The sequence below is a fragment of the Acinetobacter sp. CAU_H_29a_1 genome (assembly GCF_058599505.1).
This window is the reverse complement of sequence record NZ_CM178655.1, coordinates 1,896,770-1,910,411: the sequence shown is the minus strand read 5'-3', so window position 1 is coordinate 1,910,411 and position 13,642 is coordinate 1,896,770. Positions and strand designations below refer to the sequence as shown.

Annotated in this window: 13 protein-coding genes and 3 pseudogenes; 4 read left to right on the top strand and 12 right to left on the bottom strand. The window is 38.2% G+C overall.

Annotated elements, in window-relative coordinates:
• Positions 1-44 precede the first annotated feature (44 nt).
• A complete protein-coding gene (locus AC4MDD_RS09455) occupies positions 45-728 on the top strand; it encodes a metallophosphoesterase (protein ID WP_420938163.1) in 684 nt (227 codons plus the stop codon).
• Positions 729-1,564: 836 nt separating this feature from the next.
• Here the strand turns inward: AC4MDD_RS09455 and AC4MDD_RS09450 are convergent.
• Together AC4MDD_RS09450 and AC4MDD_RS09445 are read right to left on the bottom strand one after the other, a co-directional pair.
• A protein-coding gene (locus AC4MDD_RS09450; protein ID WP_155857500.1) for an IS3-like element ISAcsp5 family transposase occupies positions 1,565-2,694 on the bottom strand; the annotation gives its coding sequence in 2 pieces (ribosomal slippage) (positions 1,565-2,442 and positions 2,442-2,694; 1,131 coding nt in all).
• A gap of 235 nt (positions 2,695-2,929) precedes the next feature.
• Positions 2,930-3,340, bottom strand: a pseudogene (locus AC4MDD_RS09445) (MFS transporter); the annotation flags it as partial.
• Here AC4MDD_RS09445 and AC4MDD_RS09440 point away from each other — a divergent pair.
• Positions 3,339-3,884, top strand: a pseudogene (locus tag AC4MDD_RS09440) (citrate/2-methylcitrate synthase); the annotation flags it as partial. The pseudogenes AC4MDD_RS09445 and AC4MDD_RS09440 sit on opposite strands and share 2 nt — an antisense overlap.
• 56 nt (positions 3,885-3,940) lie before the next feature.
• Here the strand turns inward: AC4MDD_RS09440 and AC4MDD_RS09435 are convergent.
• The 5 genes and pseudogenes from AC4MDD_RS09435 to AC4MDD_RS09415 all read right to left on the bottom strand — a co-directional run.
• A pseudogene (locus tag AC4MDD_RS09435) lies at positions 3,941-4,057 on the bottom strand (aminotransferase); the annotation flags it as partial.
• Positions 4,058-4,060: 3 nt separating this feature from the next.
• Positions 4,061-5,151 (bottom strand): IS4-like element ISAba33 family transposase gene (locus AC4MDD_RS09430; RefSeq protein WP_076612069.1). Its coding sequence is split into 2 segments (ribosomal slippage): positions 4,061-4,611 and positions 4,611-5,151, totalling 1,092 coding nucleotides; the frame shifts between segments, so codons are not numbered across the junction.
• A gap of 38 nt (positions 5,152-5,189) precedes the next feature.
• Positions 5,190-5,750 carry an aminotransferase gene (locus tag AC4MDD_RS09425; RefSeq protein WP_491881494.1) on the bottom strand — a complete coding sequence of 187 codons (561 nt, stop codon included), beginning with the start codon at positions 5,748-5,750 and terminating at the stop codon, positions 5,190-5,192.
• A gap of 77 nt (positions 5,751-5,827) precedes the next feature.
• Positions 5,828-6,310: a CinA family protein gene (locus tag AC4MDD_RS09420; RefSeq protein ID WP_491882609.1), complete on the bottom strand. Its 483-nt coding sequence runs from the start codon at positions 6,308-6,310 to the stop codon at positions 5,828-5,830.
• Positions 6,311-6,354: 44 nt separating this feature from the next.
• Complete coding sequence (locus tag AC4MDD_RS09415; protein ID WP_473340233.1) at positions 6,355-7,005, bottom strand: A1S_1983 family putative colistin resistance protein; 651 nt, start codon at positions 7,003-7,005, stop codon at positions 6,355-6,357.
• Positions 7,006-7,106: 101 nt separating this feature from the next.
• On the opposite strand from AC4MDD_RS09415, the gene ispF reads away from it, so the two are divergent.
• The gene (ispF, locus tag AC4MDD_RS09410; RefSeq protein ID WP_004979990.1) at positions 7,107-7,595 is read left to right on the top strand and encodes a 2-C-methyl-D-erythritol 2,4-cyclodiphosphate synthase; all 489 of its coding nucleotides are present in this window, start codon (positions 7,107-7,109) and stop codon (positions 7,593-7,595) included.
• On the opposite strand, the gene AC4MDD_RS09405 is transcribed toward ispF, so the two are convergent.
• From AC4MDD_RS09405 to AC4MDD_RS09395, 3 genes are all read right to left on the bottom strand, one after another.
• A complete protein-coding gene (locus AC4MDD_RS09405; RefSeq protein WP_491881493.1) occupies positions 7,583-8,107 on the bottom strand; it encodes a protein tyrosine phosphatase family protein in 525 nt (174 codons plus the stop codon). The genes ispF and AC4MDD_RS09405 overlap by 13 nt on opposite strands.
• Positions 8,108-8,163: 56 nt before the next feature.
• Entirely contained in the window at positions 8,164-9,255 is a 1,092-nt protein-coding gene (locus AC4MDD_RS09400) for a 3-deoxy-7-phosphoheptulonate synthase (protein ID WP_004693350.1), read from the bottom strand.
• A gap of 139 nt (positions 9,256-9,394) precedes the next feature.
• Positions 9,395-10,291, bottom strand: a complete 897-nt coding sequence (locus AC4MDD_RS09395; RefSeq protein WP_491881492.1) for a sulfite exporter TauE/SafE family protein — start codon at positions 10,289-10,291, stop codon at positions 9,395-9,397.
• 456 nt (positions 10,292-10,747) lie between these two features.
• On the opposite strand from AC4MDD_RS09395, the gene AC4MDD_RS09390 reads away from it, so the two are divergent.
• Positions 10,748-10,954 carry a hypothetical protein gene (locus AC4MDD_RS09390; protein ID WP_491881491.1) on the top strand — a complete coding sequence of 69 codons (207 nt, stop codon included), beginning with the start codon at positions 10,748-10,750 and terminating at the stop codon, positions 10,952-10,954.
• Between the two features lie 233 nt (positions 10,955-11,187).
• Here the strand turns inward: AC4MDD_RS09390 and AC4MDD_RS09385 are convergent, their stop codons facing one another.
• Positions 11,188-11,484, bottom strand: a complete 297-nt coding sequence (locus AC4MDD_RS09385; RefSeq protein ID WP_491881490.1) for a hypothetical protein — start codon at positions 11,482-11,484, stop codon at positions 11,188-11,190.
• The gene (locus AC4MDD_RS09380; protein WP_491881489.1) at positions 11,481-13,040 is read right to left on the bottom strand and encodes a PepSY-associated TM helix domain-containing protein; all 1,560 of its coding nucleotides are present in this window, start codon (positions 13,038-13,040) and stop codon (positions 11,481-11,483) included. Before AC4MDD_RS09380 ends, AC4MDD_RS09385 begins: the two co-directional genes overlap by 4 nt.
• Positions 13,041-13,642: the final 602 nt, after the last annotated feature.

The window sequence follows — 13,642 nt, the reverse complement described above, 5'->3', positions numbered from 1 at the left end:
TTCTATAATGTGATTCAAAATTCGTAGAAGGTTTTATTCATAGCATGAACGATATAATAAAGATACTTGTAAACCAAAATTATAATTCAGTTTATATCGTTGGAGATCTTCACGGATCTTACAGTCTTCTAATGCAAGAGCTTCATCTAAAGAATTTTGATTTTGAAAATGATCTACTGATATGTACAGGAGATATCATTGACAGAGGTACTGAAAATTTAGAATGTATTTCATTACTCGATCAAAAATGGTTTTTGACTGTGCGCGGTAATCATGAAGAAATGTGTATTCGAGGACAGCATGATCCTAAAATGAAAGACATGCATGCAAGGAATGGGGGAGCATGGTTTTATAGACAATTTCAAAAGACACGACAGCGAATTATTGATCAGTTAGCAAAGTTACCATTGGTGATTGAAGTTGAGCTGAAAAATAAAAAGGTAGGTATTGTTCATGCTGATATTGATATTCATGATTGGAATGCCTTTAAGCACGATATTGCACAAGGTGACTACAAGATTTCAGGTGTCAGTTCTGCTTATGCGAACGCGCTGTGGGGGAGAGGACGAATTCGTCAGCATTCCGCTCACTATGATGTTGTCGAAAATATTGATGAAATATATCTAGGTCATACCATTGTAAAAGAGCATACTCAAATCGATAATTGCCATTATATTGATGTTGGTTCCTCTTTTACCAAGAAGCTGTGTATTGTCAAAATTCAATGAATTAGCGATGTGGTAGGGGAGTTTGGTGGTGAAAAAAGCTTAATTGATCAAAAAAGAAACAGTTAAACTATGTATCCTAGCTTGTATCCTGTAATTTTTAAAAATAAATTAATTTAATAAAAACAATAGGGTAGGTAATAGTTTTCGTCTGTCTGGGCCCACCATATATATCAACCACTTAGGTGTATTAATCCTAAGTGGTTTTTTTATAGTTAATTTCTTGTAAGCACTATGTAAGCAATTAAAAAATCAGAAAGCTTACATACTTATAATGTTGTCTTGTCATTGAATTTCATTTTGAAGGTTTTAATTCTGACTTATGACCATCTGAATCAATCTCATATTTCCTAAATGTCTTTTTAATATAGAGATTGGCTAAGGTAAGTTTGGTCTCTATGAGGGCTTATTCGGTGAATCCGTTACTCATTTTTTTCTCGTTTATAATTGGCGGGCTTGTAATATTAGTGTTCTGGAAAATATTATTAAAAGATATTTACTATAAGATCTGTAGATCTATAAGAGGCAAAGAGACAGAGGCTGAAATTGTTTATTACTTAGATTCTCTTATTAAATTTCAATATCAACCGCTATTTTTTATGCAGTTGCGTCTCAACATCGATGGAAATTCTCACTGATAAATTTAAAGTGATCATGAGAAAAAGTGATACTGCAAAATATGCCGTTGGAAAAAGCGTAAAAATCAAATACGACCCTAAAAATATTGAAAATGTCATAATACTAAATGTAATTGAAAATCTATAAATAATGATGTGGTTCCGTTAATTAGACCACTCAATTCAGTTTTATAAGTGATAAATCCGCTCTAAATATTTAAATTATGCTGCCATTACTTTTAGTAAATGTTGATCATAAAATTCATCCGGTGTTGCCTTATTCAAACTTGAATGAGGACGTATCATGTTATAAAAATCCAAATATTCAGCAATTGATTGTTTCGCTTGTTTAACCGTATCGTAAGCCTTCAAATAGACTTCCTCATGCTTCACGCTGCGCCATAAACGCTCAATCATCACATTATCCATCCATCGTCCTTTCCCATCCATACTGATACGGATATTTCGCAATTTTAACTCATTCAAAAATGCCTCGCTTGTGAATTGACTGCCTTGGTCTGTATTAAACACCTCTGGACAACCATATTTCACAATTGCTTCTTGCAACGCATCTATGCAAAAGTCTGTTTCCATACTGATCGATACACGATGAGCCAGTACTTTACGACTATGCCAATCTATAATTGCACACAGATAGACAAAGCCTTTAGCCATAGGAATGTACGTGATATCTGTACACCAGACTTGATTAGAGTGATCGATGACCATGTTTTTCAACAGATATGGGAAAATACGGTGTGCAAGATTAGGCTTACTGGTATTGGGTTTTGGATACAAGGCATGTATTCCCATCAAGCGCATTAAACGTCGGACTTTACGCCGACCTATTTGATGTCCTTGACGCTGTAGCATATCTCGTATCATTCGACTGCCCATAAATGGGTAGTCGAGATGAATTTCATCGATCAGACGCATCAAACTCAAATCAGTTGATGAAATCTCTTTGGGCTTGTAATACAACGTACTGCGATTGATTTGAATCAATTGCGATTGTTGTCGTACCGAAAGTTGATGGGTCTTATCGATCATTTTTTGCCGCTCAGCTGCCCTATTTTTCTGAGCGCACCTTCTAAAAAATCAATTTGCAATGCCTGATGTCCTATCTTGGCATGTAGAGCTTTGAGGTCAATCTCTGGTTCTTGTTGTGCTGTTGGTCGTGAAAAAATATTGACTGATTGCTCAAGCAGTTGATTTTTCCAATCGATGATTTGGTTTTGATGTAAGTCGAATTGAGTAGAAAGTTCAGCGAGTGTGTGGTCGCCTTTAATTGCTGCGAGAGCAACTTTAACTTTAAACTCTGCTGAATGATTACGACGTTTTCTTCGTGTCATGGTTGACTCCAAAAACAAGCATTTCCCATGCTTATTGGGGAGTAGATTATCACTTATAGGCGTGGTCTAAAATCCTATACCCACATCATAACTCATGTCTAAAACTTTAGAGACTATTCATCATTTAAAATTTTAAGTTATCAAGCCGTGCTGATAAGTTAAATGAAGCTTTATGCAATCTATTGCATAAAGCTCCGTTATTCTTAACTATAAATTATTGAATATTATATATAATTTAGGAATCAGTAGATTTCACTTTATCTGGTAAAGCTCGCCAAACAAAGATAGAGAGAATTAAAAACATCACACCTGAAATAGTGAGCACTTTACTATGTGAATGAATAAAAGCGTCTGAAGCTGCTTGTTTAAGCTCTTGCATCAACGCTGGGTCCAAATGTCGAAGCAGTGAGATCGCTTCACCAATTGAAGAGCTTGCCTCAGTAAGCATATTTGCAGGTAGCATCTCTGGTAAAACAATAGCTTGGGCATAGAATAATGAAAGTAACAATCCAAAAATAGCAACTCCCAAACCAGCCCCGAGCTCATAAGCCATACCCTCAATAGCTCCAGCTGCGGTTGCTTTTTCAGGGGAAACGGCAGACATAATAGCTGCTGTAGAAGACAGTAATGCAATTTCAACACTGATATGCGCATCCACCTTATCCGATATGCATTCATGTATTACTGGTGCAATTGGTTCACTGCGTGGTCCATTACACGGTGGAGCAAACGAAGCTGCGATGGAAATGATTGAGAACTGGACGTCCCCTGAAGAAGCTGAGCGAGAAATGCTGGGCAAATTAGAACGTAAAGAAAAGATCATGGGCTTTGGACATGCAATCTACAAAGACAACGACCCACGTAATGGCATCATCAAAATTTGGTCAGAGCGCTTAGCGAAAGATGTCGGTGACACGGTCCTGTACCCAGTATCAGTACGTTGTGAAGAAGTGATGTGGCGTGAAAAGAAATTATTCTTTAACGCAGACTTCTTCCATGCATCGGCTTACCACTTCATGGATATTGCGACCAAATTATTCACACCAATCTTCGTGATGAGCCGTGTCACAGGTTGGGCAGCGCATGTGATGGAACAACGCGCAGACAACCGTATTATTCGCCCAAGTGCGGACTATACTGGGCCTGAGCTGCGTAAAGTTGTACCGATTGAGGAGCGTGCTGCCGCATAACGCGATAACACATGATCTAAATAAGGTCTCATTTTTATAATTTGAGACCTTATTTTTTATCGGGTGAGAAGTATAGGATCTTCAATGTTATAACCTGTTTCAAAAGGAATTCCGAGATATTGAACAGTTACCAGCACTTTTTGTTGATTAGGAACTTTCTCTGTACACGACAAATTTCATAGGACCCTTGTCCTATCAGGCTTTTTCTTTCTTAAAATTGCTAGCACTTTCTTAAATTCTTCTTTTTTTCCAAAACCAATCAAACGTAGAATAGCCATTTGAACATAGTCCAAACCGTAGCGAAATAAACTTACTGAAAGTCGTCCATGCTTCTTTATTTTTATCGCTTTTTTCCGATCATGTTGCCATTCACCTGTTAAATAGCACCAACAGAAACCGATAGCTAGCACTGCTATCAATTTTTTGACTCGTCTAGGGTCTGTTAAACGAGTATTTTCAAGATTGAATCCACGTCCTTTGAGACAACTAAATAACGTTTCGATTTCCCAGCGTAATGCATAATCACGAATAGCAGAAGCATTAAACATAGGAGAAACAACAAGTAAAAGTTCTCCATCTTCTAATCGTAGCGCACTAATATACAGTTTCACTCGACCAACCCAAATACGTCGTTTACGACATTCAGTTTGACCAACTTGAAGATGACGAAATAAATCACTAATTTTATGATTCTTGGCTAAGTGATTGGTCACAATAAAGTTTTTTTAACACGTATACAGAAGTTAATGTCATTTTCAATTAACCATGTAAACCATTTCTCACCGATAAATTCTCTGTCTGCAAACACATTCACAATACGATCTTTACCAAAAATGGAGATAAAGCGTTGAATCAAAGCAATACGCTCTTTTGTATCTGAATTTCCACGTTTATTGAGCAATGTCCAAACAATAGGTATCGCTATTCCACGATAGACGATGGCTAACATCAAGATATTGATATCTCGTTTTCCCCATTTCCAATTAGTTCTATCCAAAGTTAATTGGACTTTATCAAATGAAAATATATTGAAAATTAACTGAGAAATTTGACGATAATCGAAATACTGACCTGCAAAGAAGCGTTGTATACGTCGATAAAATGATTGTGGTAAGCACTTGATGGGTAAGGCTTTAGATGCAGAAGAAAGATTACATGTCTGTTTTACAATTAATGCAAGCATAATCAGTGTAAAACATTTTGCATGTGACTTGTTCCACTTTAGATATTTGTTTAAGATGAGATATAACTCATTGAAATGTGTCATCATATTCGTCTTCAGAAAACAAGTATTATGCCATTATTTCAATGAGTTATCTTTTTTTGTCGTGTACAAAGAGGAACTTTATAACTTTGAGAAATGCGCAGCCCATTTTTATAGTCCACCGCCTTGTGTACGGGACTTTTCAAATTGTTGTATTTCACTTGATATTGATAGCTAAACTTCGGGATGTCGACTTTAGGATCATACCAAGAAGCTTCTTTTGAAGCCTTTTTACTGATGACTTGAATTTTAACCTGTTTGGGTGGAATTGGTGTTAAAGCTTTGAGTCGTTTTTTTATTTTTGCAATGTCATGGTCAAACTTTTGACTGTCTTGATCATAGTCAATTTTTTGAGTTTTTGGATTGATATATAAAGATTTCACTTCAATCAGTTTGGAGGGTGTTTTGCTGTTAAGTTGATAATAATACAATTGTGGTAAACGACCACGACCATCTAAATAATGTCGCATCACATAAATTTTTTGATCAGCTTGGTCAAGACCTAAAACTTCAATATTTTGTGGCCCCCCTACAGTTGCAAAACTGTGGCTTGAAAAAAATAAGGTGCTGAAAAGTAGAGGATGGATTATTTTCATCATCATGAGACGCTTCACATTTTTATTGATTATGGTTCAGTTTAAAGGCTCTAAATGTAGAAAAATCAAATTTAGTGTAAGATTTAAGCATTTTGAACACGTTCAGTGACCATTTGAGCGACGTTTTTTGTAAGTTGATCAAGTCGCTCAAGCGCACTGCCCAGTAGTAAATAATGGTAAGTACTTAAACTGTTTTGATAATGAATGGCAATGTAAAAGGTGCCTTCTGGTTTTTCAGGCGTTGCACTTCCACCAGGTTTGAGCAACCCTGTACAGGAGACAATAATATCGGCATGACGAAATAGTCGATGCCCGTGAAGTGCCATAGCTTCAGTGACTTCAATTGACTCCGCTGTATATTGCTGAATAAGTGCAGGATCAATCTTTAAAATTTCACATTTGATGCTGGGGTCATAACTGACCAGTCCACCGAGTAAAATGTCTGCTCCGCTATGTTTATAAATCGAAAATTGACTGGATAGATAACCTGAACTGGCACTTTCGATAAAGGCAATGGTCAATTTTTTCTGTTCTAGGAGGTTGCAGCATTGCTTGAGTACTTGCACCACTTTAGCCTCCCGATGTCCATTATTTTGATCTGTTTGACAGCTTAGTCATAAACACGGTAAACACCGACAAAACGATTACATGCTTTACTTTCACTTTTTACAGAAAGAATGGCTTTTTGAAAGTTAAACTGATAGTGACAGTTGTTTTCATTATCCGTAATGTTTTGCTTTTGATCGGGTGTAGTGTAGGCCAAAAATGAAATGGTTTGGGTTTCTATGCGGTTATTGGGGCTACGATATGCAATACCTTCGATCTTAATTTTATCTTTGGATAGCTGATGCACTTGTAGGTGCACAGGTTGCTTGGCAATGGTCCCATGTTCAAACTTTAAATAGTGTTGCGTCAAACTTTGATTTAATGATGTGTAGAAGTTCAGATCATCAATTCGGAAGTCCATCTGCTGCTGATAGCATGCTAAGGATTTACACTGCTGTAGGCGGTTTAGCCATAGCTGATGGGTATCGACCAATAAACGCTGAGGCGCATCACTGATTAAAAAAGCAGTCATGGATTGCGTGTCTAATTTTTGTCGAATATCTTTGAATTGATCGCTACAGATCTTTTTAAGGCTAGATGAAGTTGGATCATCACAGTCAATGACTTGAGCATAACTAAAGCTGGTACAAAGACAACTTAGACACACTAAAATACTAAATTTTTTCATAAGTTTTATGTCGGTTTTCAACAGCATGATCGCTTATACTTTCACTATGTTGCGCTGCTTGTAACTATAGCGAAAGAGAAAGCGTGAATACAAGATTTCAATCATTTATTTCTTAAAGGAAACTGAGCATGGTTGCACATATTCGAATTGGACAGGGACTTGATGTACATGCTTTTGAAGAGGGTGAATTTGTCACACTGGCAGGTATTCAAATTCCACATACACACGGCTTAAAAGCACATTCAGATGGTGATGTGGTTTTGCATGCTTTAACAGATGCATTATTGGGTGCGTTGGCTTTAGGCGATATTGGTCAGCATTTTCCCGATACCGATCCTCGCTTTAAAGGAGCAGACAGTCGAGTATTACTCAAACATGTCTATCAGCTTATTTTAGATCGTGGTTATCAGTTGAATAATGCCGATATTACTGTGGCATGTGAACGTCCGAAGTTGGCGCCGCATAATTTAGCGATGCGCCAAAGCATTGCAGACGTTCTCGATGTTGAAATCACGCAGATTAGCATCAAAGCAACGACCACGGAAAAACTGGGTTTTACGGGTCGTCAGGAAGGTATTTTATCTACAGCAACAGTGCTGATTTCTCATGCAAAATGATCAGGATTGATCATAGCGAGCTTTAATTCTTGTGTTGCTTTACGACCTTGAAGTTGTAAGGCAACAGCATGGGCCAAACCTGTCCATGTGTCATTCGGTTCCCAAATTTGATGCATGGCTTCATGTGCGGTTGGCATATCGATATTCATATAATATTGACGATATAAATACATCAAACTACTGACACGATAATTTTCTGAACAATGGACCCAAATGGTTTGTTCTTGTACCAAATGATCAATCATATCTAAGACCAATAAACATTGATCATCAGAGGGTGTATCCCATGAAATCGGCACATGTATATAGTTCAAACCGAGTTCTAAACAGATTTGATCTTCATTGATTAAATAGTTATTGCTATTACTGAGCGCAAGATTGATGACCGTGTTTACGCCATACTCTTTAATTTGCTGTAATTGCTCAGCCGTCGGTTGTCCAGAAGTAAACAAATGCTCATGGATAAATTGAAAGTTAAGTGTTTGGCTTAAGTGTGTTTCAATAGCGTTCATAATTATTTCTTAATCTTAGAATGAAAAACGCCATCCGAAGATGGCGTTTTAAAAACTTAACGGTTCGGTAAAACGTCTTTGAGTGCTTCGTGCATCTCTAGTAATACCTTTTCTGTGGTATCCCAGTCAATACAACCATCGGTTACTGACTTGCCGTATTCAAGATCGCATAGGTTTTCAGGAATTTCCTGACGACCACCTTTCAGGTGACTTTCAACCATAATGCCGATAATAGATTTATTCCCATCAATAATTTGTTCGGTAATATTCTTCAGAACAAGCGGTTGAAGGAACGGGTCTTTGTTTGAGTTTGCATGACTGGTGTCAATCATGATTTTGGTACTAACTTTCGCTTTAGCCAATGCAGCTTCTGCTTCTGCTACAGAACCTGCATCGTAGTTTGGCTTGCCATTACCACCACGAAGTACCACGTGTGCATAAGGGTTGCCCGAAGTACGAATCACAGAGACTTGGCCTTGGTTGTTTAGACCCAAGAAGTGGTGACCATGTTTAACCGACTGCATGGCATTGGTTGCAACAGTTAAACCACCGTCTGTGCCATTTTTGAAACCTACGGGTGAAGAAAGACCAGAAGACATTTCACGGTGCGTTTGGCTTTCAGTGGTACGTGCACCAATCGCTGACCAAGAGATTAAGTCTTGGTAGTACTGTGGTGAGTTTGGATCGAGTGCTTCAGTCGCACATGGCAAGCCTTTCTCATTTAACTCAACCAAAAGCTTACGACCAATGCGTAAACCTTTTTCAATGTTGAATGAGTCATTCATGTCAGGGTCATTGATCAGACCTTTCCAACCCACAGTGGTACGTGGTTTTTCAAAATAAACACGCATTACGACATAGATTGAATCTTTAATTTTATCGCTTAAAACTTTTAAACGGTCTGCGTATTCGTGAGCAGCGACAGGATCATGAATTGAACATGGGCCAATCACAACAAAAATGCGTTTGTCTTTACCATCTAAAATATTGCGAATCGTTTCACGACCGTGAAGTACAGTTTGATATGCAGACTCAGTGAGAGGCAATTCAGTTTTTAATTCCGCTGGGGTAACTAGCGGATGAATGCTTTGTAAATTCACGTCATCGATGTCGTTTTGGGTAATAGAGTTTGACTGTAGAGTATTCATTGCCGTCACTGGTTCGATCGTATTAAGTTGCTTTATAAGCTGAATATAACACGGTTTAGCTGATAAAAGGTTATAAAAAAGTCGAATGAATCTTTGAAAAAAAAGTGATGAATCTTAGGTTTATTTTAAATCAGAATGCCTACACTGAGGCATTCTTAACTGTTGAAATTTGAATGACTTGAGCGGTTTCAGCTGGCTTCACTGGTTTGACTTTGATCGGATTCAACATGAAGTTGACACCCAGCGCAAACAGAGTAATACCCAACACTTTACGGATGATTTTTTCAGGAAGGCGTGAACTAATCAGTGTTCCAATAATAATTGCTGGAATAGACCCCACCAATAACCACATAAGGAGGTGGAAGTCGACGTTGCCTGAAGTCATATGACCCATACCTGCAACGAACGTAAGTAACACCGCATGCACAACATCAGAACCAATAATACGAATCATCGGTAGGTTGGGGAACATAATCACCAAAGCCATGATTCCGAAAGCACCTGCACCAACTGATGATAGTGTCACGAAGACCCCAAGAACCACACCCATCATCACAATGTACTTACGTTTATTGCTGGTTTGAAGCTGAACTTTTTCTAAGTCTTCGGTCATATCTGGGAGATCATCTTTACGTAGTTTGTTGAAAAATTTTTCAATTTGATTACGAAAGACAATCGATAAACCTGTAATGGTCAACATGAAGCCTAAAACCATGGTGAGCACGGCTTTGTAGTGGGTAGACTGGCTCAAATAGTTGTCGAGTACCCAGTGCGTTGCAAAGGAAGCAGGAATACTGCCAATTGCTAGCCAAAGCACAATCGGCCACACAATATTTAGCTTTTTGGCATGCACAAATGAACCACAAAATTTTGAAATTGCGGCATAGAGCAAGTCTGTACCAATGGCAATGTGAGGTTCAATTCTGAAAAGGCTGATGAGGATCGGTGTCATTAATGAACCACCACCTACACCAGTAATTCCCACACAAAAACCGACTAAAACACCTGCGAGAATAAATTCGAGTGGACCAAACATTGTTATATGCCAAAATATCAAAAAACGTGCATATCTTATGATGTTTTCATATAAGTCGTTGTCTTGATTGTTGATTTACTTATTCTAAAAAGAGATATAGAAGTTATTGTTTGAGCTGTAGGCGCGCTTTTATTTTATGCCCACAATTGTCAGTAACCACCATAGATTGAGACTTATGAGTGTTCGTAAAATATAAAGAGTGGCTAGTTGATGCTTTTTCCATTGCTCAAAATTCGCCGAGGTCGAGCCATAGGTCATATCTAAGTGCTGCTGACGTGGATTAGCTAATGTGATCTGTTGAATAAACACCTCCTTTTTGGTGTTTTTTAGATTCCAAAAAGTGCGCTCCAAATAGTAAACCTCGACCTGCTTTGCCGTAAATTGGTGACGATGTGATGACTGGTCACATAGTGTTTGAGCAGGTTCTCCCATCAATGCGCAGTTTGCGATCCATAAATGATGCTGTTGTTTAAATTTCAACGTGCTGATTCGTCCTTTACCAACTTCAACGGTGATTTCATCAAAGGTTTTACTCTGAATCTGAGTGGGGATCCAGCTGCTTGGGAAACAAAAAAATACAAGCAAATTGAAAATGAGGGAAATAAAAAGTGTCCAGCCAAAATGATGCTTCGACCAACTGCAGAGCTGTTGAAAGGGGGGTGATGATTTCTTGTTGTAACCAATCTAAAGCTGAGCGCAATGTTTTCCCTGTGAAAATATCTATAAAAGTGCTTATTATTGAGCGTGTTATAACTAAAAAATCACGGTGCTTCAACTTAAATGATTTTGATTAGTCTATAAAATTCTGTTGAGATGGTTCTGGCTCATATATTTACACACCTTTTTATTTGGCTCATGATCGAAATAAAAAAGTGTGTGAGTTGTAGAGTAAATACTTACTTAGATTGAGCTGTTTTTTTGGGTTTTAAGTCATTGATGCCCAGAATCAGTGTAAAAAGTATCGGGGTTGCAAATACAAATAAACTGACACTGCCCACACCGCGGCCCGTGAATTGAATCAATAAAATTAATGCCACGGCCAGTACACCAAAAGCCAAATATCGGCAGATTTGATAATGTTCTGCACACTTAGCCCAACGTGACTTTTGGGTTTTAGGGCGCTGCTTATCGCTGACCAGAAATAACACATAGCATGCGAAAGTGATCAGAAGTCCTGCAATCAGGTAGATCATGAATTGGGCTCCTGAACCGCAGTATTGGCATATTTTTTCTGAATTTTTTGTACTGCTTTTTGTTGAATGGGCTGGATTTTTTGATGTAAGAAAATAGCTAATATCGCAAGGATGATGATCATAAGATCAACTCGCAAGAATAACCAATATTCATGTAAGTCATGCACATATTGGTGACTGATTAAATAGTAAAGATTGAAAATAGGCAAAGATACCGCCAGTAAAATGAAGACTTTCAGTTGAGTTTTCCAAAGGTGTTGCTGTGGAGTGAGCAATGCAATGACTAAGCTGAGTAACCAAGTGCCGAAAAATGCGTAGATTTCGTAGTTGGGTTGACCTGCTTCTAACTGAAGTAAACGGTTTGTGCAAAGATAACTGAGCATGGCGATCGGCAAGCCAATGATGGCAGCCGTATTTAAGCGGTTAACCACATAATGCCCAAAGTGGAAACTTTGTTTCTTATTTTGTAACTGACGTTTTAAGCTCCAGAGTAGAAGCCCAGACGCAATCATGGCACAGCCTAAAAGCCCTGAGAAGAATAACGCAAAGCGTAATAGGGGCTGTGCAAAGTGTGCCATGTGTAAACCATAGACTCCATTATTGAGCGTGGCGATTGCACTATTATTCCGAGTGTCACCGAGCAGGGCACCAGATTCGCCGTTAAAGCTGAGTTGGGCTTGGTTTCGCGTGATGCTTCGGTCAGTTGACTCAACCAAGTTCACCTGAGCGATATTGGTATTGGGGTGTTTGACCGTAATATTGCCAATTTCTGTTTTACCCCAACGCTGCTCAGATTGTTGTATGAAGTACTCAATCGGTCGCATCGTAGCAGGTGTCGGTTTAGCCTCAGAGCTGATGCTAATATTTCTAATTTCATCAAAATATTGGAACGGTTGCTCTGGGTAAAGTTTCTTCATGCCATTGGGAAGAATGAGATAAAAGAAAATGGCTAAACCAGTGAATGTAATGGTCAGAAAAAAGGGCAAAGCAATAACAGAGGTGACATTGTGAAAGTCTAGATACGAGCGTTGCCCCTTGAAGGCTCTTAGAGTAAAGAATTCGGTGAATATCTTTTTGTGTGTGATGATGCCTGAAATGAGGATGATTAACATTAAGAAGGCAGCAATCGTGACTAAAAGCCTACCTATGAAATAGGGCACACCATACAGCTGATAGTGAAAGCCATAGAAAAACTCACCGCCTTGAGTTGCAGATAAGGTGACTTCTTTACCTGTGTTCGCATCCAAAGTTTTATTTTCGTAGCCACCATCGGCCTTTTGCCAGTAGATTTTATTAACAGGTGAACTCGGACTAGCTACGCCGATATACCAACTTTGCGCATCTGCAGCATTTTTTTGTAAGTATTGATATGCCGACTTCATCGCAGTGTCTTGTTTGACTTGTATGGTGGCAAATTGCGGTTGCATCCACAAATTTATTTCATGACTATAATAGGTCGCAGCACCTGTTAAAAAAATGGCAAATAATAACCATCCCAGTGTTAGTCCAAGCCAAGAGTGTAGCCATGCCATTGATTGGCGAACACATTTTTGCATGGTTTAACCTACGAACTTCAGCAATAGAAAAAAGCAAAGGGAAAGAGAAATAGTTGAAGCGCTTAACTTTTTCAGGGATTGAACACAAAAGCTCAAAATGACAAAAATGATAAAGAAAATAAGAGATAGAAAAGCCGCTAAATAAATGGATTCTGCTTTAGCTAAGTGAGGGTAAAAACTAAGGGTTAGTAGTTCTGATAACATGGATGTACATAAATAGCCTAAGCCAAATGCGATCAAAAACCGGAACATAACGGTTATAGGGTATTTAAGCTGACTTAGGGACATAAAGATCACATGAATGAAGTCATAATGGGAGGCTTAACGTTGTATTCACTAAGCATTGAACCTAAATTTAATATTTAAGCAAAACATAATCATCTCTATTGTGCGTATAAGCAATCGACGTAGCCAAAATACTGGTATTAAGCAGCGTAAGTTGAGCAACAGAGTATATATGAATTAACGATAATGATTCTCAGTAATTTTATGTTCTAATAGGCATCTTATGCAATATTTAAATGATCGAAAATTGAAATTAACTCGACTTTTTTTGTGCTCTTCATATGAATCAAATAGGTCACTCATTTTATATCTAGACC